We start from the raw sequence: 21,727 nt of genomic DNA on the forward strand, positions 1-21,727 counted from the left end.
GCCTCGCGCTGCGGCAGCGCGGCCGCAGCGCGGCCGCTCGCCTGGCAGGCGGGGCTCGAGCCCGCGACCGGCGTCCAGGTCGCGTCCTGCCCGGTCGGCACCGTCGAGACCCTGGCGCGCGGCCACACCAACGTCACCCGCTGCATGCCGCTCTGATTTAGGCCTCAAACGCCGGCGCGGCCTCCGGCCGCTTGGCTTTCGCGCCGTCGGGTATGCTCTGGGCGCGGCTGATGGCGCGCGCGGGCCGCATCCGCGGCCTCGGCCCGCATCGGCTGACGCCTCGCGGTCCGACCTTTCGGGTGGCGGCCTGCGGCCGCGAGGTTGTTCGTCTCCGAAGGTCCGCGAAGGGACGGGGTTGCCTGTGGCGGTGACCTTGTCAGGCGCATCTGCAACCGAAACAGGCAGCCGGGCTGCAGCTTCCAGCGCGGCTTGCCGCGCGCCGGGGCAGGGGGTAGGTAACGCGCGGCTTTTCGGCCGCCCTGGCGCGGCCCTTTTCCGAAGAAGGACGCGGATATGGCCCGCAAGAAGATCGCGCTGATCGGCGCCGGCAACATCGGCGGCACGCTCGCCCATCTCATCGGCCTCAAGGAACTCGGCGACGTCGTGATGTTCGATGTCTTCCCGGGCGTCGCCGCGGGCAAGGCGCTCGACATCATGCAGTCGGGCCCGGTGGATGGCTTCGACAGCGCGATGTCCGGCACCGGCGACTACAGCGCGATCGCGGGCAGCGATGTCGTCATCGTCACCGCCGGCTTCCCGCGCATGCCGGGCATGAGCCGCGACGACCTCGTCTCCAAGAATGCGGGCGTCATCGCCCAGGTGGCGGAGGGCATCAAGGCGCATTGCCCGGATGCCTTCGTCATCGTCATCACCAACCCGCTCGACGCCATGGTGTGGGTGATGCGGGAGAAGTCCGGCCTGCCGCACAACAAGGTGGTCGGCATGGCGGGCGTGCTGGACAGCAGCCGCTTCCGCCTGTTCCTGGCGCAGGAATTCGACGTCTCGGTCGAGGACGTGACCGCCTTCGTACTCGGCGGCCATGGCGACACCATGGTGCCGCTGACCCGCTACTCCACCGTCGCCGGGGTGCCGGTGCCGGACCTGATCAAGATGGGCTGGACCACGCAGGCGAAGATCGATGCCATCGTTACCCGCACCGCCAATGGCGGCGGCGAGATCGTGAAGCTGCTGGAGAAGGGCTCCGCCTTCTACGCCCCGGCCGCCTCCGCGATCGCGATGGCCGAGAGCTTCCTGAAGGACAAGAAGCGCGTGCTGCCGGCTGCTGCCTGGCTCACCGGCCAGTACGGCATCGACGGCCTCTATGTCGGCGTGCCGGTGGTGATCGGCGCCAATGGCGTGGAGCGGATCCTGGAAGTCGAATTCACCCCGGACGAGAAGGCCGCCTTTGACAAGAGCTGCGGCGCCGTCCGCGAGCTCATCGAAGCCAGCCGCAAGCTGGTCGGCTGACAAGACCAGCACGCGGCCCGGGGCATTCCCGGGCCGCTTTCGCATCGCCGCCCCCGCGACGGAGACCGCCGCATGAATATCCATGAATACCAGGGCAAGGAGCTGCTGCGCCGCTATGGCGTCGCGGTGCTCGAAGGCCATGTCGCCTGGACGCCCGACGAGGCGGCGGAGGCGGCGAAGAAGCTGCCCGGACCGATCTATGTCGTGAAGTCGCAGATCCATGCCGGTGGCCGCGGCGCCGGCCGCTTCAAGGAAGACCCGAACGGCAAGGGCGGCGTCCGCCTGGCCAAGTCGGCCGAGGAGGCGCGCGCCGCCGCCGACGCGATGATCGGCAAGACGCTGGTCACCAAGCAGACCGGGGAGGGCGGCAAAGTCGTCTCCCGCGTCTATGTCGAAGCGGGCTGCGACATCGGCCGCGAGCTCTATCTCGGCCTGCTGGTCGATCGCGCGACTTCGCGCCTGACCATCATGGCCTCGACCGAAGGCGGCATGGAGATCGAGGAGGTGGCCGAGCACCACCCCGAGAAGATCCTGAAGGTCGCCGTCGACCCCGCCGCCGGCATCTCCGGCTTCCACGCCCGCAAGCTCGCCTTCGGCCTAGGCCTGACCGGCGGCCAGGTGCGCAATTTCGAGAAGTTCGTGGCCGCGCTCTACAAGGCGGTGATCGACCTCGACTGCGCGATCGTCGAGATCAACCCGCTGGTGGTCACCAAGGCGGGCGAGATCGTGGCGCTCGACGCCAAGGTCTCCTTCGACGACAACGCGCTGTTCCGCCACAAGGATCTGGAAGAGCTCCGCGACGACACGGAGATGGATCCGAAGGAGCTGGACGCGGTCAAGAACGACCTGAACTACGTCGCACTCGACGGTGAGATCGGCTGCATGGTGAACGGCGCCGGCCTCGCCATGGCGACGATGGACATCATCAAGCTCTACGGCTCCTCGCCGGCGAACTTCCTCGATGTCGGCGGCACCGCGAATGCGGCGCGCGTCACCGAGGCGTTCCGGATCATCACCTCGGACGCCAACGTCAAGGCGATCCTGGTCAACATCTTCGGCGGCATCGCCAAGTGCGACATGATCGCCAACGGCATCGTCGAGGCGTCGAAGAACCTGTCGCTCTCGGTGCCGCTGGTGGTGCGCCTCGAAGGGACGAATGTGGAGCTCGGCAAGAAGATCCTGGCCGAGAGCGGGCTCGCGATCATTCCCGCCGACAACCTCGCCGACGCCGCCCAGAAGGTTGTCGCGGCCGTGCAGGCCGCGCGGAACGGTGCCGCTGCCGTGAAGAAGGGGGCCTGAGCCATGGCCGTTCTCGTCGACGCCAACACCCGCGTCATGACCCAGGGCTTCACCGGCGCCCAGGGCACCTTCCATGCCGAGCAGGGCATCGCCTATGGCTCCACCTATGTCGGCGGCGTGACGCCGGGCAAGGGCGGCACCACCCATATCGGCCTGCCGGTTTTCGACACGGTCGCCGAGTGCATGGAGAAGACGGGCGCCAATGCCTCCGTCATCTACGTGCCGCCGCCCTTCGCGGCGGATGCGATCCTGGAAGCGATCGATGCCGAAATGCCGCTCATCATCTGCATCACGGAGGGCATTCCGGTGCTCGACATGGTCAGGGTGAAGCGGGCGCTCTGCGGCTCCAAGTCGGTCCTGGTCGGGCCGAACTGCCCGGGCGTCATCACGCCGGATGCTTGCAAGATCGGCATCATGCCCGGCCATATCCACCGCCGCGGCTCGGTCGGCATCGTCAGCCGCTCCGGCACCCTGACCTATGAGGCCGTGGCCCAGACCACGGCGGCCGGGCTCGGCCAGTCCTCCTGCGTTGGCATCGGCGGCGACCCGGTGAAGGGGCTCGATTTCGTCGACGTGCTGGCGATGTTCCTGAAGGACGACGAGACCAAGTCGATCATCATGATCGGCGAGATCGGCGGCCAGGCGGAGATCGAGGGCGCCGAATTCCTGAAGCGCGAGAATTTCGGCCCCGGCAAGCCGAACAAGCCTGTGGTCGGCTTCATCGCCGGCGCGACCGCCCCTCCGGGGCGCCGCATGGGCCATGCCGGCGCTGTCATCTCCGGCGGCAAGGACACGGCCGCGGCGAAGATGGAAGCGATGCGCGCGGCTGGCATCCATGTTGCAGACAGCCCTGCGGCGTTGGGTTCGACGATGGTGAAGGCCCTGGCGGGCTGAGATGGCTGCTCGAGCAGATTCACGCCTTCAGGCGTTCCGCCCTGCGGCGATCTGCTCGACGCCGCCATGCTGCATGCGCGAGGCTGGTGGGCTGCCCCGGTTTCGCCATGCATCCTATGTTAGGGAGCGCCGCCCAATGATCCCGGGCGGCGCTTTTCCATCGGGCCCCGCGGGGCCTTGCTGAGCTGAACACCGCCGGGCGCGGCAGATCCCGCCCGGCTCGGAGGAGATGATGGCCGGTATCGACATCCTGGCGACCGTGATGAACGGGGCAAACGCCGCCTTTCTCGCGGACCTCTACGCCCGTTGGGCGGAGAAGCCCGATAGCGTCGATCCCTCCTTCCAGGACCTCTTCGCCGCATTGAATGACGAGGCGCGGGCGGTGCTGATGGACGCCTCCGGCGCCTCCTGGGCGCCGCGTCCGCGCGGCGGCTTCGGCGAAGTGCCCGAGCCCGCGCCTGCCGTCGCCGGCAAGGGCCGCAAGGACGGTGCCAAGGGCGCCCCCGCCGCCGACCCCGAGGCAGCGCGCCGCGCCGTGCTCGACAGCCTGCGCGCGCTGATGCTGATCCGCAGCTACCGGGTCCGCGGCCACCTGCTGGCGCAGCTCGACCCGCTCGGTCTGCAGCAGCCGAAGGTGCACCCCGAGCTCGATCCCAAGACCTATGGCTTCACCGAGGCCGACATGGACCGGCCGATCTTTCTCGACAATGTGCTCGGGAAGGAGACGGCGACGCTGAACGAGATCCTGGCGATCTGCCGCGCCAGCTATTGCGGCTCGATCGGCGTCGAGTTCATGCATATCCAGGACCCCGAGCAGAAGTCCTGGATCCAGCAGCGCATCGAAGGCGCGCCCTGGCTCACGGCCTTCGACGTCAACGGCAAGCGCAAGATCCTCCAGCAGCTCACCGAGGCCGAGGGCTTCGAGGCGTTCTGCGCCCGCAAATACTCGACCACCAAGCGCTTCGGCCTGGAAGGCGGCGAGAGCACGATCCCGGCGATCCAGACGGTGGTCGAGGTCACGGCCGGCATGGGCGTGAAGGAGATCGCGATCGGCATGGCCCATCGCGGCCGCCTCAACACACTGGTCAATGTGGTGAAGAAGCCCTTCACCCAGGTGTTCAGCGAATTCCGCGGCTCCTCCTCCAACCCGGAGGACGTGCAGGGCTCGGGCGACGTGAAGTACCACCTCGGCACCTCGACCGACCTCGAGATCGCCGGGAACATGGTGCACCTGTCGCTGCAGCCGAACCCGTCCCACCTTGAAGCGGTGGACCCGGTCGTCGCCGGCAAGGTGCGTGCGCGCCAGGACATGGCGGGCGACACCAAGGGCCGCCGCAGCGTCATGGGCATCCTGCTGCATGGCGACGCCGCCTTCGCCGGCCAGGGCCTGGTCTATGAGGTGCTGGCGATGAGCCAACTCATCGGCTACCGCACCGGCGGCACGGTGCACATCGTCACCAACAACCAGATCGGCTTCACCACCGTCCCCGCGCACGCCTATTCGGGCCTCTACTGCACCGATGTCGCGAAGAGCATCCAGGCGCCGATCCTGCACGTGAACGGCGACGACCCGGAAGCGGTGGTGTTCTGCGCCCGCATGTGCGCCGAGTACCGCATGCAGTTCGGCGCAGACATCGTGCTCGACATCGTCTGCTACCGCCGCCATGGCCATAACGAGACCGACGAGCCGGCCTTCACCCAGCCGATCATGTATGCCCGCATCCGCGAGATGAAGACGACGCGGACGCTCTATGCCGAGCGCCTGGCCCAGCAGGGTGCGGTGCCGGCCGAGGAATCGAAAGCGATCAACGACGCTTTCATCGCCCAGCTCGAAGACGCCTTCCAGTCGGCGCAGAGCTTCAAGCCGAACAAGGCCGACTGGCTGGAAGGCCATTGGGCCGGCATCAAGGCCGCCGGCAGCGAGGGCGAGGAGCGGGACGAGCCGACTGCCGTCCCCACAGAGACGCTGAAGGAAGTCGGCGCCGCACTGGCGCGGGTGCCGGAGGGCTTCAACGCCAATTCGAAGATCCTGCGTCAGCTCGAAGCAAAGAAGCAGGCGATCGAGAGCGGGGAGGGCATCGACTGGGCGACCGGCGAGGCGCTGGCCTTCGGCACCCTGCTGCTGGACGGCCACCGCGTCCGCCTCTCGGGCGAGGACGTGCAGCGCGGCACCTTCAGCCATCGCCACGCCGTGCTGGTCGACCAGACCACCCAGGCCGAATACATGCCGGTCAACAACATCCGCGAAGGCCAGCCGCGGATGGAGGCGTTCAACTCCCTGCTGTCGGAGATGGGCGTGCTCGGCTTCGACTACGGCTATACGCTCGCCGATCCGAACACCCTGGTGCTGTGGGAAGCGCAGTTCGGCGACTTCGCGAACGGCGCCCAGGTCATCATCGACCAGTTCATCGCCAGCGGCGAGACCAAGTGGCTGCGCATGAGCGGCCTCGTGATGCTGCTGCCGCACGGCTATGAAGGGCAGGGCCCGGAGCATTCCTCGGCCCGGCTGGAGCGCTACCTGCAGCTCTGCGCGGAGCGGAACATGCGGGTCGGCAACATCACGACCCCGGCCAATTACTTTCACGCGCTGCGCCGCCAGCTCAAGGCGAACTACCGCAAGCCGCTGGTGCTGATGACGCCGAAGTCGCTGCTGCGCCACAAGCTGGCGGTCAGCCGGCTGGAGGATTTCGGCCCCGGCAGCGCCTTCCGCCACGTGATCCCGGAGATCGATGAGTTGGTGGCGCCGTCCGCCGTCAAGCGCGTCGTGCTCTGCACCGGCAAGGTCTATTACGACCTGCTGGCCGAGCGGCGCGATAAGGGCGTGAAGGACGTGGCGCTGATCCGCGTCGAGCAACTGCATCCCTTCCCGCGCATCAGCCTCGCCCGGGCGCTGGCACCCTATACCGGCGCCGAGGTGATGTGGTGCCAGGAGGAGCCGGAGAACATGGGCGCCTGGACCTATGTGGACCGGCGCATCGAGGGTGTGCTGAAGGAGCTCGACATCAAGGCCAAGCGTCCCGAGTTCATCGGGCGCGAGGAAGCGGCGAGCCCGGCGACCGGCCTCGCGAAGGTGCATGCGGCGCAGCAGGAAGCCCTGGTGCGCGAAGCGCTCGGGCTGTAATCGACGCTCCGGCGAAAAAGGCGAAGAACCGATGGCGACCGAAATCCTTGTGCCCACCCTGGGCGAGAGCGTGTCCAGCGCGACCGTGGCGCGCTGGCTGAAGAAGGTGGGCGAGAATGTCGCCGCCGATGAGCCGATCGTGGAGCTCGAGACCGACAAGGTGACGGTCGAGGTCCCGGCCCCGGCTGGCGGCGTGATCGAGAGCCAGGCCGCGGGCGAGGGCACCGAGGTCGGCCCCGGCGCCGTGCTCGGCACCATCGCCGCCGGCGCCGCCGCCGGCAGCAGCCCGGCCAAGCCCGCCGCCGCGCCGCAGCCGGCGTCCGCCGCTCCGGCCGCACCCAAGGTCGAGGTGCCGCGCTCCGCCTCCGGTCCCGTCGCGGTGCCCGGTGCGCCGTCACCGCATGCGCCGCTGCCGGCCGCGGCCAAGATGATGGCCGACAATGCCGTCACCGCCGAGCAGATCGGCACCGGCAGCGCCAAGGACGGCCGCGTCGCCAAGGGCGATGTGATCGCCTTTCTGAACCGCCCGGCCGCCGCCGGCGCCCCGGCCGCCGCCGCACCCCGCACACCGCGCGCGCTGGAGGATGGCGAGGAGCGGGTGCGGATGACGCGGCTGCGCGCCACCATCGCCCGCCGCCTGAAGGAGGCGCAGAACACCGCCGCCATGTTGACCACCTTCAACGAGGCGGACATGGGCGCGGCAATGGCGCTCCGCACCGAGTACCGCGACGTCTTCGAGAAGAAGCATGGCGTGAAGCTCGGCTTCATGTCCTTCTTCGTGAAGGCCTGCGTCGCCGCGCTGAAGGAATTCCCGGCGGTCAATGCCGAGATCGACGGCGACGACTTCGTCTACAAGAAGTTCGTCCATATGGGCATCGCGGTCGGCGGCCCGTCGGGCCTGGTCGTGCCGGTGATCAAGCATGCCGACCAGCTCGGCTTCGCCGATATCGAGAAGCGCATCGGCGATTTCGGCAAGCGTGCCCGCGACGGCGCGTTGAAGCTGGAGGAGCTGTCGGGCGGCAGCTTCACCATCACCAATGGCGGCATCTACGGCAGCCTGATGTCGGCACCGATCCTGAACCCGCCGCAGTCCGGCATCCTCGGCATGCACAAGATCCAGGAGCGGCCGATGGTCGTCGGCGGCAAGATCGAGATCCGCCCGATGATGTACCTGGCGCTGTCCTACGATCACCGGATCGTGGACGGGAAGGAGGCGGTGAGCTTCCTGGTCCGCGTGAAGGAAGGCATCGAGGATCCGCGCCGCCTGATGCTCGATCTCTGATCGGCTGCCACTCGTTACAGCACCGGCAGGGCGGAGCATTTCGGTGCTCCGCCCTTCCTGTATGGCTCCGCCCGACGTCATCCCCCGCGCGAGCAACCCAGCCCCCGGGTTACGGCAATGTCGCTGTCCCTTCACGGGGTGTCCAATCGGCATGACAGAGCCGGAGGGATACCGTGAGCAGCACAACCACAGGGGTCACCATCGCCGATCATGATACGCGCCGGCGCGTGATGGCGATCGTCGCCGGGTCCTCCGGCAATCTGGTCGAATGGTATGATTTCTACGCCTATGCCTTCTTCTCCCTCTACTTCGCCCATGCGTTCTTCCCGGCCGGCGACCCCACGGCGCAGTTGCTGAGCGCAGCCGGCGTCTTCGCCGCCGGCTTCCTGATGCGCCCGATCGGCGGCTGGCTGTTCGGCATGCTCGCCGACCGGCGCGGGCGGCGCTTCTCGATGATGCTGTCGGTGCTGATGATGTGCGGCGGCTCGCTGGCGATCGCCGTGCTGCCGACCTATCAGAGCATCGGCATCGCCGCCCCTGCGCTGCTGCTGCTGGCGCGCCTGGTGCAGGGCCTCTCGGTCGGCGGCGAATACGGCACCAGCGCGACCTACATGAGCGAGGTCGCGACCTCCCGCCACCGCGGCTTCTTCTCCTCCTTCCAGTACGTCACGCTGATCGGCGGGCAGTTGCTCGCGGTGCTGGTGGTAGTCGCGCTGGAGCAGAGCGTGGGCGAAGGCGCGCTGCGCGACTGGGCCTGGCGCATTCCCTTCTTCATCGGCGCGCTGGCCGCGCTGGTCGCCCTGTTTCTGCGCCGCAACCTGCACGAGACGAGCGACGCCGCGACGCTGCGGCGAAAGGAGGCAGGGACGCTCGGCGCGCTGCTGACGCATCCGCGCTCGGTGCTGGTGACGCTCGGCCTCACGGCCGGCGGCAGCCTGATCTTCTATGTCTTCACCACCTTCATGCAGAAATACCTGGTCAACAGCGTCGGCTACGCGGCGAACGAGGCCAGCGTGATGATGATGGTGGCGCTTCTGGCCTACATGGCCATGCAGCCGATCTTCGGCGCGCTCTCCGACCGTATCGGGCGCAAGACGCAGCTCATCGCCTTCGGCGTGCTCGGCACGCTCGCCACCATCCCGCTGCTGACCGCGATCGGCGGCAGCGGCGGCCGGCCGGTGCTGAGCGTCGGCCTGATCCTGGCGGCCCTTGCGATCGTCAGCCTCTACACCTCGATCAGCGGCGTGGTGAAGGCGGAGCTCTTCCCCGCCGAGGTCCGGGCGCTCGGTGTCGGGCTCTGCTACGCAATCGCCAATGCGGTCTTCGGCGGCAGCGCCGAATATGTCGGCCTGCGCTTCCGCGCCGAAGGGCTGGAAAGCGGCTTCTACTGGTATGTGGCCGGCATGATGGCGGTCGCCTTCGTCGCCATCCTCTGCATGCCGGACCCGCGGCGCCTCGGCCATATGCACCACGAGCCAGGGTAAGGGGCCACAGAGCGCCTTCCTTCGCGACGAGCGGGTCTGCCCGGCATAGTGGCGGATCGCACTCTTCCGAGGTTCTGAGCACGAACGCTCCGTCGCCCTGATAACGCGCGCCCACGTCTCGGAGTTGCAATCATTAAGAAACAACACGCATTCGTAAAAGTGTTTGGAGAAGAAAACGAGTAAGCTACCGCGTAACGATCGAGCTGAAGCCACCATGAGTCATATCGGTACGCCGCGGCAGATCAAGGCTGCGCTTGAGGCGGGATGGATGTTCCCGGCATCAATTGCCTCACCTTCGCCTTGGTCGATTTTGAATACAATCAGCGGTAGCCATGCTGCGACTATTGGCATGCTGAACGGTACTCGTTGGTTGGGTGCGGAACTGGTGGGAGAGCCATTCGGGCGGGCAGGGGTGCCCATCGTTCTGGCGAATGCGGCGACCGATCCGATCTATGGGGGCGGCGCCGTCCTGGGCCGCCGTCCGCCGCCACCGGGCGACGGCGGTGGCGGGATGACGCTGCCACATTACGCGGTCCCGGCGACCATTGTTGGGGCCATGGCCGCCAGTGTGCTCCAGCGGGCATCGGTCACCGAGCGCACGCAGATCGAGGCGGCAAGGCTGCGGTTCGGGCTCAGTCGCACAGAGGCTGCCGATATCCTGGCCGCGCACGCCTATGTCTGGGGCAGGGACACGGCGCCCAGGGTTTTCTGGATCGTGCCCTATTCTGGTGTACAGAATCAAAGGGTCGCGGAGGCGTTGATGTGGCACGAGCGTGCCAATCCAGGCACGCTGGGCCTTGCGATCCGCGGCCATCAAGCGGCTCAGGATGTCGTGCGGACCGTGGTTGCTCAGGTCGTGGCAGGCGCCGCGCCTACCGACGTACTTGTGTTGGATCGTATTTCTATTGTTCACGACAATCTCAGCACCAACAGTGACAGGGCTCGAACGGTTCTGGGACTTGCAAGTAATCAGCCGCAAAATCAGCTTTGGGCGGCTCATCACCTCATCCCCTTTGCTGTCATGGCGGGTCTTCCGGCGCCCGTTCAACTAGCTATTGCCAACGCTCGATGGGTGATTGACTCCGCTGAAAATCTGATTGCCCTGCCAGCAAACTGGCAAACATTCGGTAATGCACCCAATTTGCGCAGATTGCCTTATCATTCCAGCAAACATCCTATGTATAGCGCTGACGTTACGGCCTCGCTTTCTGTCATCATGCCAGCCATGCCGGTACCTGCCCTCCGTGCTGCACTATTGACTATAGAGCAGGCTTTCACCGCCCGACTCGTTGCTGGACGCTATCATGATCGGGTGCACTAGAGTGATGTCGCCTCGTGCTACTCCCCCTTCGCCAAGCGAGCCGGATATTGCGGGCACCATCCCGGGTTCGCCAACATCGGCCGAACGGGATCTGTCACCAGGAGCGCAGACATGTCGGTGAAACTGTGGTGTATGAGCTATTCAGGTGCGGTCGCCGAGTACGTCGATCGGCTCAGCGACGCGGAGCCTCCAGCATTTGAGCTGAAGAACCTGCGAGAAATTCGAGGCTACCTGGACTCCTTGGGGACAGTGGCCGGCCCTTACTGGCGCCATCACGTGCTGAGCACTGATTTGAGCGGCATGCCTCGTCCGCGCCTGCGTATCACTGATCCCGCTTTCGATATCAGCCTGTTCAACCGGGGGCTCAACTTTGTCTCAGCGCGCTTGGCGCAGGTGCTCGGTCTCGGCGATGATGTTATTCAGTATATAGACGCGGATTGCAGTGAATGCTCGGAGCCGGTCCGAGCGAAAGGCTATCGCGTGATCAATCCACGGGTCTTCGCCAACCCGATGGATCGGCAGCGGATGTCGGGGGTGTTCATCGACGTCCCGCGCCCTGATGGCAGCATCACACATATCTGGAAGCCAGATCTACCGCATCCAGCGAGGCCTGCGCCGCCGATTTACTGGCGCCAGGACTTTGTCCCTCCCGCGCCGCTATTCAGTGTCCCAGGCGCGCAGTGGACGCTCGTCACCGACGCCCTGGCCGACCAAGTCATGCGTGCCGGCTTCCCAGATGTGACTTTCATCGACTATGCCCAGGCAGGTGTCGTGTACCGCTCCGCGACAGACTGAAACGACCTGCGGCCACCACATGCGCGGCATCTAGCGCTTCGCATGGGGTCCCTTCGCTTGGCACCGTGCAGGATCGCAGATCCGAGGGTTGGAAGGGGCGTGGTATGGCCCGCCCCTTCCCCGGGCTCACGCCGCGACGCGGACCTTCAGCGGCATCATGATGTCGGTCAGCAGCTTGGCCGGCGGCGTTGTGCGCACGTCGTTCAGATATTCCTCAATGCAGGGCGCGTCCTCTGGCTCCTCGCCGCTCTCCGGCAGCCAGGTGCCATAGAGCGCGGCATAAGCACCCTCCAGCTCCGCATAGGGGCCCTGGAAGCGCAGCACCGCGACGCGGCGCTCCGGCAGCTCCAGCAGGCGGACGGCACCTTCGACCGTCGCATCCGCCGGCAGGGTGATGCAGGCCTGGCTGCGCAGCGCCGATGCCGGCACGCTCTTCGGGTCGTCGTGATAGATGCCGAACCAGCGCGTTGCGTCGTTGACGATGCCTTGCCCGCGGCCCCAGATCTCCAGCCGCTGGAACGCCTCGCCGATCTCCATATAGGGGCCGCGATGGTCCATGCCCGCGAGCCGAAGCCCGGGCAGGGTGCGGATGCTGACGTCGATCATGTCCTTGTCCTCCGATGGATTGCGCATCTGCATCGGAAGCCCGATCCCGCCTTGCGCGCGGTAGGCAGCCGGGGGCACGCCATGGGCGGCGCGGAAGGCGCGGGTGAAGCCCTCCACGCTGCCATAACCTGTCTCCCGCGCCACCGCGGCGACCGGCGCCGCGCCGCGCAGCAGCGTCAGTGCGGCGTGGTGTAGCCGGGTGCGGATCGCGGTCTCCGCCGGGGTCTCGCCCATCATGGCGCGATAGACCCGATGGAAATGGAAGGGCGAGAAAGCGGCCGCGGTGGCGAGGTCCTCGAGCCGCGGCGTCGCCTCCGGCCGGGACGCGATCAGCGCCGCGGCGCGGGCGATGCGCCGCGCGTAGTCTTCTCGGGTCCTCGCCTTGGCCGCCATCCGCGCCCCTCCATCCGATGCCCAATCACCCTGCCGCGCATCGGCTTGACGCGTGTTGCTGAGTTCAGTCGATCGACAATCCCAGGCGCGCCACCCACTCCCGCTCATAGGCCACGCGCTCCTGCGCGAAGGCCAGGTATTCGCGTGGGCCGAGATATTCGCGCGGCATGTCCCAGCGCCGGACGATGGCCTGGCTCGCCTCGTCCTCCCAGGCCTTGCGCAAACTCCTGTGCAGGATGTCTACGACCTCCGCCGGCACGCCCCGCGGCCCCACGATCCCGTAGGGCGAAGTGACCACCATGTCGAAGCCGAGCTCCTTCAGGGTCGGTGCGTCGGGGAAGCTCGGCAGGCGGTCGCGGGTCCAGACCGAGAGCAGGCGGAACTCCCCGCTTTCGACCTGCGGCCGCCAGGACTGGGCATCGGCCACCATGTCGATCTGCCGGCCGAGCAGTGCCGTCACCCCCTCCTGCGCGCCGCGGAAGGGCACATGCGTCATCTCCGCGCCGACCCGTGACAGCAGGTCTTCCATCGCGATGTGGTTGGAGGTGGCGATGCCGCTGGTCGAATAGGTCATGCGGCCGGGGTTGCGCTTGGCCGCCTCGAAGAATTCGGCGAGCGTCCGGTGCGGGCTGTCGCTGCGCACCGCGGTGCCGAAGGTGAAGCCCGAGAACTGCAGGATGTAGGTGAAGTCGCGCACCGGGTCCCAGGTCGGCTGCCGCGTCAGGAAGGGATGGCGCAGGATCGAGAGGTGGTGGTGCGCCAGCGTGTAGCCATCCGGCCGCGCCTGCTGCACCAGGAACTGCGCGGCGAGCGTGCCGCGCGCGCCTGGCCGGTTCTCGCTGATCACCTGCTGGCCGAGGTCACGCGACATGATCTCGAACATCGTCCGCTGCAAGGCGTCCAGCGACCCGCCCGGTGGCCAGGGCGTCAGCACCCGGATCGGCCGGTCGGGATAGCGCGCCTGCCCGAAGGCGGGGGCGGCGAGCAGGCTGGCGCTGAGGCCGAGCGTGGCGCGGCGGGAGAGTGCCTGCATCGCCGTCACTCCATCCTGAGGCCGAGGCGCTGCACCATCTCCCACTCATAGGCGACGCGCTGGACGACGAAGTTCTGGTAGCCCTCGGTGTCGAGATAGACGAGCGGCATGTCGAATTGCGCGCGCACCGCCGCATTCTGCGGGTCGAACAGCGCCACCTTCATCGCATCGTGCAGCACGCGCACCACGCCTGGATCCATGCGCGGCGGGCCGGAGACGCCATAGGGAGAGGTGACGACGACATCGATGCCGAGCTCCTTCAAGGTCGGCGCGTCCGGGAAGCGCGGCGCCCGCTCCGCCGACCAGACGCAGAGCAGCCGCATCCGCCCGGCCTCGACCTGCGGGCCCCAGGTGGAGCTGTCCGCGATGCTGTCGACATTGCCGCCCAGCACCGCCGTCACGCCCTCATTGGCGCCGCGGAAGGGCACGTGGACGAGCTCGATGCCGAGGCGCTGGCAGATATCTTCCATCGCGATGTGGTTGGAGGTGGCGATGCCGCTGGTCGAATAGGTCAGCCGGCCGGGATTGGCCTTGGCGAAGGCAACGTAGTCCGCCCATGTCCGATGCGGGCTGTCGGCATGCACCGCGACGCCGAACAACCAGCCGGTCATGCCGATGATGTGGGTGAAGTCGTTGATCGGGTCCCACTGCGGCGTCCGCACCAGGAAGGGCCGCCGCAGCACGGAGAGGTGCATCTGGCCCAGCGTGTATCCATCCGGCCGCGCTTCCCGCGCCAGGAAGCTCGCATGTAGCGTGCCGCCGGCGCCGGAACGGTTCTCCACCACCACCGGCTGCCCCAGCGAGCGTCCGCAGATCTCGGCGACGGAACGGAGCTGGCTGTCGGCGCTCCCGCCGGGCGGCCAGGGGATGATCAGCCGGATCGGCCGTTCCGGGAACCGGCCCTGGGCGATGGCGGGCGCGGCCAGCAGCCCGGCGCCGATCGCCAGTGCGCTACGCCGGCCGGTGACGAATCCACGCCCGCCCCTTGGCTGGGTCCTCTCCATCGCATTCCTCCCGCCCTTGCCGCCCCTTCCGCGGGGCTTGGATCGGCAGTCTAGGCATAGTCGGCCTGCGCGCGGGAAGGTTTCACGGACTTGCGCAAGGGGCCGGAGGGCGGCAGTTTCCGCCCGCGAATTTCACCCCGAGGAAGGTAGGCAGATGCCGGAAAGCTTCGATGTCATCGTGATCGGCGCCGGCCCGGGCGGCTATGTCGCCGCGATCCGCGCCGCGCAACTCGGGCTCAGGACGGCCTGCGTCGAGAGTCGCGAGACGCTCGGTGGCACCTGCCTCAATGTCGGCTGCATCCCCTCCAAGGCCTTGCTCCAGAGCTCCGAGCATTTCGAGGAGGCGAACCACAAGCTCGCCCAGCATGGCGTCACGGTGAAGGGCGTCTCCCTCGACCTCGCGCGCATGCAGGCGCGCAAGGGCGAGGTGGTGACCGCCAACGTCAAGGGCGTCGAATTCCTGTTCAAGAAGAACAAGGTTACCTGGTTGAAGGGCAAGGGCCGCATCGCGGCCCCCGGCAAGGTCGAGGTCGCCGGCGAGACCTATGACGCGAAGAACATCATCATCGCGACCGGCAGCGAGAGCGTGCCCCTGAAGGGCCTCGAGGTGGACGAGAAGCGCATCGTCACCTCGACCGGCGCGCTGGAGCTGGACAAGGTGCCGAAGCACCTGGTCGTGATCGGCGGCGGCGTCATCGGGCTCGAGCTCGGCAGCGTCTGGAAGCGCCTGGGTGCCGAGGTGACGGTCATCGAATTCCTCGACCGCCTGATCCCGACCATGGACGCCGAGCTCGGCAAGCAGTTCGAGCGCGTGCTGGCCAAGCAGGGCATCAAGTTCAAGCTGAAGACCAAGGTCACCGGCTCCAAACTCGATGCCAAGGGCGTGACGCTCACCATGGAGCCCGCCGCCGGCGGCGCGTCGGAGGAGCTGCGCGCCGACGTGGTGCTGCTCTCGATCGGCCGCCGCGCCTATAGCGAGGGCCTCGGCGCCCAGGACGCCGGCGTCGCGCTCGACGATCGCGGCCGCGTCGTGGTCGACGGCAAGTTCGCGACCAATGTGCCCGGCATCTACGCGATCGGCGACGTCATTGCCGGCCCCATGCTCGCCCACAAGGCCGAGGAGGAAGGCGTCGCGGTGGCCGAGATCATCGCCGGCCAGCATGGCCACGTGAACTACGCGGCGATCCCGAGCGTCGTCTACACATGGCCGGAAGTCGCCTCGGTCGGCGAGACTGAGGAGCAGCTCAAGGCCCGCGGCGTCGACTACAAGGTCGGCAAGTTCCCCTTCACCGCCAATGGCCGCGCCCGCGCCATGGCGGAGACCGATGGCTTCGTGAAGATCCTGGCCGACAAGACCACCGACCGTGTGCTCGGCGCCCATATCCTCGGCGCCGATGCGGGCACGGTGATCGCGGAGATCGTCACCGCGATCGAATTCGGCGCCAGCGCCGAGGACATCGCCCGCACCTCCCATGCGCATCCTTCGCTGAACGAGGCGGTGAAGGAAGCCGCCCTCGCGGTCGACGGACGCGCGCTGCATATCTGAGAGCGGATCGGGGAGGGCGCGGCCCTCCCCGGACGCCCCAGAGACGCGATCTCCTATGGAAGGCGGTCGGCCGGCGCGTATGATCCGCCATGCTGGCGCTGCTGGACAGCACCTATGCGGGCTGGGATGCTCGCCCGATGATCCATGTCAGCGCCGCCCTCCTGCACCGGCAGATCGTTGCCGTCTTCACCTGCTGGGGCATGGCCGCCGATGCCGCCGCCGCGGCCGCTGACGTCATGGTCGAGACCGATTTGAGCGGCGTCGATTCACACGGCATCGGCATGCTGCCCCATTACCAGCGGCTGTTCGCGGAAGGACGGCTCGACCCGAAGGCTGCGCCGGTGGTGCTGCGCGACAACCCCTGCATGGTGCTGGTGGATGCGCGGCATGGCCTTGGCCATGTCGCCGCCCTCAAGGCCATGGAACTCGCGATCGAGAAGGCGCGGCAATCCGGCCTCGGGCTCGCGGGCGTGACCGGTTCCAACCACTACGGCGCGGCCGGGTATTATGCCCGCATGGCGGCGGGGCATGGGCTGCTGGCCATCTCGCTGACCAATGCGCCGTCCCCGCTGCTGGTGCCGGTCTTCGGCAGGGAGGCGGCGCTCGGCACCAACCCGATCGCCTTCGCGGCCCCGACTGCTGCGGCGGAGCGGCCGGTGCTGCTCGACATGGCGACGACGACGGTGGCTTACGGCAAGGTCTCGATCGCCCGGCGCGCGGGCAAGCGCCTGCCGGAGGGATGGGCGCTCGACGCCGAGGGCCGGCCCGAGACGGATGCGGCGGTCGCCGCCGAGGCCAGGCGCCTCGCGCCGCTCGGCGGCAGCCGCGAGCAGGGTGGACACAAGGGCTATGGCCTGGCGCTGATGGTGGAGATCCTTTGCGCCACCCTGACCGGTGCCCAGGCATCCGCGCAGGAAACCGGGCACTTCTTCCTGGTGATCGATCCCGGCTTCTTCCGCTCCACCGATGCCTTCCAGGGGGATATGGCGGCGCTGCTGGCCCGGTTGCGCGGCATCACCCCGGTCGACCTGGCGCAACCCGTGCTGATCCCCGGGGATCCCGAGCATGCCGCGCTGGAGCGCCGCCGGGCGGCGGGCATTCCCCTAGTGCCGACCCTCGTCGAGGAGGTCCGGGCGGTCTGCGCGCAATGCGGTGCGCCCTTCCTGTTGGGCGACGGATCGGCATGAACCGGGAGGCCGTGGGAAATCCTCCACGCCGCCACGCACCTCACTCCTCGGAAGCGCCTGGCCCGATCGCCGCGACGACGGCGCGGAAGGCATGCAGCAGGGCCTGGTCCAGCTTGCCGCCCATCTCGACCATGATCGAGAGTGCGTGGTCCGGGGACAGCGGCGGCTTGTAGGCGCGGCGCTCGATCAGCGCCGCGTAGATGTCGCAGATCGTCGTCAGCCGGTTGAGGTCGGAGATCTCAGCGCCGCGGAGCCCGTCCGGGTAGCCGCTGCCGTCGAGATATTCATGATGGTGCCGGACGACGTCGAGCAGGCGGGGGTCGAAGCCGGGCTGGCGCAGGAGGAGTTCATGGCCGACGACGGGGTGCGTGCGCATCACCGCCATCTCCTCCGGCGTGAGCCGGTCGGGCTTGTTGAGGATATCCAGCGGCACCTGGGCTTTGCCGATATCGTGCAGCAGCGCCGCCTGCGAGAGCAGCCGCTGGTCCTGGTCCCGGAAGCCGAGCTTCTGCGCAAATGCCGCGGCCAGCCCCGCCACCAGCAGACAGTGCTGATAGGTGACGTCGTCGTGGTTCCAGACGACGTCGAGCCAAGTGCGGATATCCGCCTGCCGGACGGAGTCCAGGACGGCATCGCTGCCCTGCTCCAGGAGTTCGGGGCTTACCGGCTCCCCCGTCGCGGCGGCATCGAACATGCCGGAGAAGGCAAGGCCTGCCTTGACGATACCGACCCGCGCCAAGCGGCGGCGCCGCTCATCCAGGCGGCCGTCATCCTCCACCAGGCCGAACAACTCGATGAGCCTGGTGCAGAGGGCGTCGTGCGACCCGTCGATCTGGAGGATCTCGGTGGCGCCGATCGCCTGCGCCTGCATCGTCAGGTGGTGGTTCTTCTCGTGGATGAGGCACAGCAGGGGGTTGCCCGGGGCGTGCAGGCGGGACAAGGCCTCCCGCAGCCGGGTGACCGAGGCGACCCTGTTGAGGGCGACGTCGCAGATGGTGACGTCAGATGGCCCCGAATCCGGCAGCGCGGCTTCCAGGGGCACGACCTGACACGGTCGCACGAGGCAGAGATCCTGCCACAAGCGAACGCTTCCGTCCGGCCGGTCGGTCAATAGGAGCATCCCAGACAGAATGACGCGTCCGGGAGAGTGAAGCGTTAACATCTTCGCGTTTTTTTGGACATGTCCGGCGTCCTACGACGCTACCGACGCGACAGGGTTACAGGGCGGTTCCGCGCCGCTCGCCCCAGGCTGAGGTCAGCTCCCGGCGCGGATGTCGTTGGCGCGCACCACCTCGCCCCAGACGGCGCGGTCGTTCCCGAGCTTGGCGCGGTATTCGGCGGCGGTGCCGCCGGTCGCCTCGCTGCTCATCTGATCGAGCCGGGCGCGGATCTCGGGGCGCGTGAGGGCGGCATTCACCGTGCGGTTCCAGAACGCAACCCAGGTGGGGGAGAGGCCGGCGGCGCCGACCATCCCGTAATCCGCGGTGCCGGTGAAGCCGGGGAAGCGCTCCGTCATGGCCGGGACATCGGGAAACTGAGCGTTGCGCCCGGCCGATGCGAAGCCGAGCGGCCGCATCCGGCCTGCCTGGATGTAGGGCAGCGATTCCGGCAGCAGGCTGAAATAGAGGTCGACATTGCCGGCCAGCACATCGAGCAGCGCGGGCGTGCCGCCGCGATAGGGGACGTAGACCATCTGCGTGCCGATGGCGCCGTTGAGACGCGCGATCAGCAGATGGGTGATGGTGCCATTGCCGGAGATGCCGGCGGTCACCGCGGTCGGGCTGGTCCGCGCCCGGGCCACCAGGCTGTCGAGGTCCTGGAAGGGGGCGTCGCCGCGGGTGACCAGCACCGTCGGCACCCGCATCAGGGACGCGATCGGCGCGAGATCCCGATCCGGGTTGATCGGCAGGGTGGTGCCCGGGATGATCGGCGAGACGGCGAGGCCGAGATCGGGGGCCAGGCCCAGCGTATGGCCATCCGCGGGCGCATTGGCGACGGCCTGCAGGCCGATGAAGGCGCCGGCGCCCGAGCGGTTCTCCACCACCACATTGTGGCCGATGGCGGCCGGCAGCACCTCGGCCAGCAGCCGGCCGAGGATATCGACGCTGCCGCCCGGCGCGTAAGGCACGATCAGCCGCACGTCGCGCGTGACCGTCTGGGCCCAGGCCCCCGGCGCCGCGAAGGGCAGCGCCATCAGGCAGGCGATCAGGAACCGGCGGCTGAACGGGCGGGCATCCATTCGGAACCTCCTGTGCGGGAGAGGGATCCGGCGATGCCGAGCAAGAGCCGTGCCGCCGCCCTCCGCGCTCCACTACCGCTCCTTCATGTGCGCACCAGCGGGCAGCCGCCCTCGTTGATCGGACGGAAGGCGTCCTCCGGCCCGGTGGTCTGCAGCAGCTTGTAGTAGTCAAGCGGGCCGCGGCTTTCCTCCGGCCTCTTCACCTCGAACAGATAGGACGGATGCAGCTTGCGGCCGTCGGCGCGAATGGTGCCGGGACCGAAGGCATCGTCATCGCAGGGCATCGCCTTCATGCGCTGCACCAGCGCCGCGCCATCGGCCTTGGCCGCGGCCACGCCCATATCCGCTACGGCCTTCAGGTAATGCAGCACCGCGGCGTAGCCGCCGGCGTGGTTCATGCAGAGTGGCGCATGGTTGGTGGCCTGGCGCACGCGGCCGGCGAAGGCGCGGGTGCGGTCATTCAGGTCCCAATAGAAGGTCTCCGTGCAGATCAGCCCCTGCGCGACCTCGAGCCCCAGCGCATGCACGTCCGGCAGGAACATGAGCATGCTGGCGAGCTTGATGCCGCGGCGCGTGATGCCGAATTCCGCCGCCTGCTTCACGCAGTTGATCGTGTCACTGCCGGCATTGGCGAGGCCGATCACCTTGGCCCGGCTGGCTTGCGCCTGCACGATGAAGGAGGAGAAATCCGTGGTGCCGGGGAAGGGCGTGCGCACATTGCCCAGCACCCGTCCGCCTGCCTGCCGGACGAAGTTCGCCGTGTCGCGTTCCAGCGCATGGCCGAAGGCGTAGTCCGCGGTGATGAAGTACCAGCTGTCGCCACCCGCCCGCACCATGGCGCCACCGGTCGATCGCGCCAGCATCCAGGTGTCGTAGGTCCAGTGCACGGTGTTGGGCGTGCATCTGGTGCCGGTGAGATCCGAAGTGGCGGAGGAGGTGTTGAGGAAGACCTTGTTCTTCTCCCGCACGATCTCGTTCACGGCCAGCGCGACGGAGGAGGCGCCGCCATCCACGACCGCATCGACGCCGTCGCGGTCGATCCAGGTACGCGTGATGTTCGAACCGACATCGGCGCGGTTCTGGTTGTCGGCGAAGACCACCTCGATGGTGAAGCCGCGATTGGCGAACTCCGCCGCCGCCTGGCGGATGCAGGCGAGCTCGTTGGGTCCGGTCACGTCGCGATAGGTGCCGGAGAAATCGCAGAGCAGCGCGATGCGGATGGTGTTGGCGGCCTGGGCCCTGGCGCTCCGCCAGGGCAGGCCGCCAAGCGTGGCGGCCGCCCCTGCCTGAAGCAGGGTGCGTCGATGCAATGTCATGAAGCTTCCTCCCTGTGCCGCGGTCTGGCGCCGCTGATGCGAGGAAAGGCTACACGAGCCGGCGGCCCGGGCGGGACAATTTCTCCCGTTCCGGGCTAATCCGCCCGCGGATGCGCCTTCCGCCAGGTCTCCAGCAGCGCGGCGGCATCGACCGCTGTGTAGCGCTGCGTGGTGGAGAGACTGGCGTGGCCGAGCAATTCCTGGATCGCGCGCAGGTCGGCGCCGCCGCCGAGCAGATGGGTGGCGAAGGAATGGCGCAGCGCATGCGGCGTCGCATGCTCCGGAATGCCGGCGAGGCGCCGGTATTCGCGGAGCGAGCGCTGGGCTACCGCAGGGTCGAGCCGCGCGCCGCGTGCGCCGATGAAGAGCGGCGCGTCCGGCGCGGCACCGGCGCGATGGATGACCCAGGCGGCGATGGCGGTACGCACCGCCGGCAGCACCGGCACGATGCGTTCCTTGCCCCCCTTGCCGCGCACGCGCAGCGCCGCCTCGCTGCCTGGCAGGGGTGCGTCGCGCATGTCGAGCGAGAGCGCCTCCGCGATGCGCAGCCCGCAGCCATAGAGCAGCGTGAACAGCGCCGCATCCCGCGCCGCCTGCAGGGCGGCTTCCTGGTGCCGCCCGGCTTCGTAGCGGCTGCCGATATTGGCGGCGACATCGCGCGCGTCCTCGGGCGCCAGGGCGCGCGGCACCGGCGGCTTGGGGCGCGGCCCGCGCAGCCCGGCCAGCGGCAGCGCGGCCAT

The 21,727-nt window shown here is 68.1% G+C and carries 17 protein-coding genes; 10 read left to right on the forward strand and 7 right to left on the reverse strand.

The genetic code is table 11. From position 1 onward, the window contains the following. Positions 1-513 precede the first annotated feature (513 nt). From mdh to GXW71_RS31490, 8 genes are all read left to right on the forward strand, one after another. Positions 514-1,467, forward strand: coding sequence for a malate dehydrogenase (gene mdh / locus GXW71_RS31455; protein ID WP_211857185.1), 954 nt, complete (start codon positions 514-516; stop codon positions 1,465-1,467). Positions 1,468-1,539: 72 nt separating this feature from the next. Beyond that, positions 1,540-2,766, forward strand: a complete 1,227-nt coding sequence (sucC, locus tag GXW71_RS31460) for an ADP-forming succinate--CoA ligase subunit beta (protein ID WP_211857187.1) — start codon at positions 1,540-1,542, stop codon at positions 2,764-2,766. A gap of 3 nt (positions 2,767-2,769) precedes the next feature. After that, on the forward strand, positions 2,770-3,660 hold the full coding sequence (gene sucD / locus GXW71_RS31465; RefSeq protein ID WP_211857189.1) for a succinate--CoA ligase subunit alpha: 891 nt from the start codon (positions 2,770-2,772) through the stop codon (positions 3,658-3,660). 232 nt (positions 3,661-3,892) lie between these two features. Next, a complete protein-coding gene (locus GXW71_RS31470) occupies positions 3,893-6,781 on the forward strand; it encodes a 2-oxoglutarate dehydrogenase E1 component (protein WP_211857191.1) in 2,889 nt (962 codons plus the stop codon). Positions 6,782-6,812: 31 nt separating this feature from the next. Next, complete coding sequence (gene odhB, locus GXW71_RS31475) at positions 6,813-8,063, forward strand: 2-oxoglutarate dehydrogenase complex dihydrolipoyllysine-residue succinyltransferase (RefSeq protein WP_211857227.1); 1,251 nt, start codon at positions 6,813-6,815, stop codon at positions 8,061-8,063. Positions 8,064-8,236: 173 nt separating this feature from the next. Beyond that, positions 8,237-9,547, forward strand: coding sequence for an MFS family transporter (locus tag GXW71_RS31480; RefSeq protein ID WP_367617405.1), 1,311 nt, complete (start codon positions 8,237-8,239; stop codon positions 9,545-9,547). A gap of 214 nt (positions 9,548-9,761) precedes the next feature. Beyond that, positions 9,762-10,868 (forward strand): AHH domain-containing protein, encoded by a 1,107-nt coding sequence (locus tag GXW71_RS31485; RefSeq protein WP_211857193.1) that lies wholly within the window; start codon positions 9,762-9,764, stop codon positions 10,866-10,868. A gap of 111 nt (positions 10,869-10,979) precedes the next feature. Continuing rightward, positions 10,980-11,663 carry a hypothetical protein gene (locus tag GXW71_RS31490; protein ID WP_211857195.1) on the forward strand — a complete coding sequence of 228 codons (684 nt, stop codon included), beginning with the start codon at positions 10,980-10,982 and terminating at the stop codon, positions 11,661-11,663. A gap of 126 nt (positions 11,664-11,789) precedes the next feature. Here the strand turns inward: GXW71_RS31490 and GXW71_RS31495 are convergent, their stop codons facing one another. The 3 genes from GXW71_RS31495 to GXW71_RS31505 all read right to left on the reverse strand — a co-directional run bounded on the left by GXW71_RS31495 (position 11,790) and on the right by GXW71_RS31505 (position 14,699). Next, complete coding sequence (locus GXW71_RS31495) at positions 11,790-12,662, reverse strand: AraC family transcriptional regulator (protein ID WP_211857197.1); 873 nt, start codon at positions 12,660-12,662, stop codon at positions 11,790-11,792. 64 nt (positions 12,663-12,726) lie between these two features. Beyond that, positions 12,727-13,695 (reverse strand): tripartite tricarboxylate transporter substrate binding protein, encoded by a 969-nt coding sequence (locus GXW71_RS31500; RefSeq protein WP_211857204.1) that lies wholly within the window; start codon positions 13,693-13,695, stop codon positions 12,727-12,729. Positions 13,696-13,700: 5 nt separating this feature from the next. Then, the gene (locus GXW71_RS31505) at positions 13,701-14,699 is read right to left on the reverse strand and encodes a Bug family tripartite tricarboxylate transporter substrate binding protein (protein WP_211857206.1); all 999 of its coding nucleotides are present in this window, start codon (positions 14,697-14,699) and stop codon (positions 13,701-13,703) included. A gap of 154 nt (positions 14,700-14,853) precedes the next feature. On the opposite strand from GXW71_RS31505, the gene lpdA reads away from it, so the two are divergent. Then, positions 14,854-16,245: a dihydrolipoyl dehydrogenase gene (gene lpdA / locus GXW71_RS31510; protein WP_211857208.1), complete on the forward strand. Its 1,392-nt coding sequence runs from the start codon at positions 14,854-14,856 to the stop codon at positions 16,243-16,245. An 89-nt stretch (positions 16,246-16,334) separates the two neighbouring features. Next, positions 16,335-17,432, forward strand: a complete 1,098-nt coding sequence (locus tag GXW71_RS31515) for an Ldh family oxidoreductase (RefSeq protein WP_211857216.1) — start codon at positions 16,335-16,337, stop codon at positions 17,430-17,432. A 40-nt stretch (positions 17,433-17,472) separates the two neighbouring features. Here the strand turns inward: GXW71_RS31515 and GXW71_RS35570 are convergent, their stop codons facing one another. The 4 genes from GXW71_RS35570 to GXW71_RS31535 all read right to left on the reverse strand — a co-directional run. Further along, complete coding sequence (locus tag GXW71_RS35570; protein ID WP_211857218.1) at positions 17,473-18,492, reverse strand: HD-GYP domain-containing protein; 1,020 nt, start codon at positions 18,490-18,492, stop codon at positions 17,473-17,475. Between the two features lie 195 nt (positions 18,493-18,687). Continuing rightward, complete coding sequence (locus tag GXW71_RS31525) at positions 18,688-19,671, reverse strand: Bug family tripartite tricarboxylate transporter substrate binding protein (RefSeq protein WP_211857220.1); 984 nt, start codon at positions 19,669-19,671, stop codon at positions 18,688-18,690. A gap of 83 nt (positions 19,672-19,754) precedes the next feature. Next, positions 19,755-20,987, reverse strand: a complete 1,233-nt coding sequence (locus GXW71_RS31530) for an ABC transporter substrate-binding protein (protein WP_211857222.1) — start codon at positions 20,985-20,987, stop codon at positions 19,755-19,757. A 95-nt stretch (positions 20,988-21,082) separates the two neighbouring features. Continuing rightward, positions 21,083-21,727, reverse strand: a 645-nt coding sequence (locus GXW71_RS31535; protein ID WP_211857224.1) for a tyrosine-type recombinase/integrase, incomplete at its 5' end; no start/stop codon positions are given.

Origin of the sequence: Plastoroseomonas hellenica (genome assembly GCF_018129085.1) — a bacterium.
Lineage (GTDB): Bacteria > Pseudomonadota > Alphaproteobacteria > Acetobacterales > Acetobacteraceae > Plastoroseomonas > Plastoroseomonas hellenica.

Excerpts from the sequence above, each read along its gene's own strand:
- mdh (WP_211857185.1), top strand. The coding sequence starts at position 514 with ATGGCCCGCAAGAAGATCGCGCTGATCGGCGCCGGCAACATCGGCGGC.
- sucC (WP_211857187.1), top strand. The coding sequence starts at position 1,540 with ATGAATATCCATGAATACCAGGGCAAGGAGCTGCTGCGCCGCTATGGC.
- sucD (WP_211857189.1), top strand. The coding sequence starts at position 2,770 with ATGGCCGTTCTCGTCGACGCCAACACCCGCGTCATGACCCAGGGCTTC.
- GXW71_RS31470 (WP_211857191.1), top strand. The coding sequence starts at position 3,893 with ATGGCCGGTATCGACATCCTGGCGACCGTGATGAACGGGGCAAACGCC.
- odhB (WP_211857227.1), top strand. The coding sequence starts at position 6,813 with ATGGCGACCGAAATCCTTGTGCCCACCCTGGGCGAGAGCGTGTCCAGC.
- GXW71_RS31485 (WP_211857193.1), top strand. The coding sequence starts at position 9,762 with ATGAGTCATATCGGTACGCCGCGGCAGATCAAGGCTGCGCTTGAGGCG.
- GXW71_RS31490 (WP_211857195.1), top strand. The coding sequence starts at position 10,980 with ATGTCGGTGAAACTGTGGTGTATGAGCTATTCAGGTGCGGTCGCCGAG.
- GXW71_RS31495 (WP_211857197.1), bottom strand. The coding sequence starts at position 12,662 with ATGGCGGCCAAGGCGAGGACCCGAGAAGACTACGCGCGGCGCATCGCC.
- GXW71_RS31500 (WP_211857204.1), bottom strand. The coding sequence starts at position 13,695 with ATGCAGGCACTCTCCCGCCGCGCCACGCTCGGCCTCAGCGCCAGCCTG.
- GXW71_RS31505 (WP_211857206.1), bottom strand. The coding sequence starts at position 14,699 with ATGGAGAGGACCCAGCCAAGGGGCGGGCGTGGATTCGTCACCGGCCGG.
- lpdA (WP_211857208.1), top strand. The coding sequence starts at position 14,854 with ATGCCGGAAAGCTTCGATGTCATCGTGATCGGCGCCGGCCCGGGCGGC.
- GXW71_RS31515 (WP_211857216.1), top strand. The coding sequence starts at position 16,335 with ATGCTGGCGCTGCTGGACAGCACCTATGCGGGCTGGGATGCTCGCCCG.
- GXW71_RS31525 (WP_211857220.1), bottom strand. The coding sequence starts at position 19,671 with ATGGATGCCCGCCCGTTCAGCCGCCGGTTCCTGATCGCCTGCCTGATG.
- GXW71_RS31530 (WP_211857222.1), bottom strand. The coding sequence starts at position 20,987 with ATGACATTGCATCGACGCACCCTGCTTCAGGCAGGGGCGGCCGCCACG.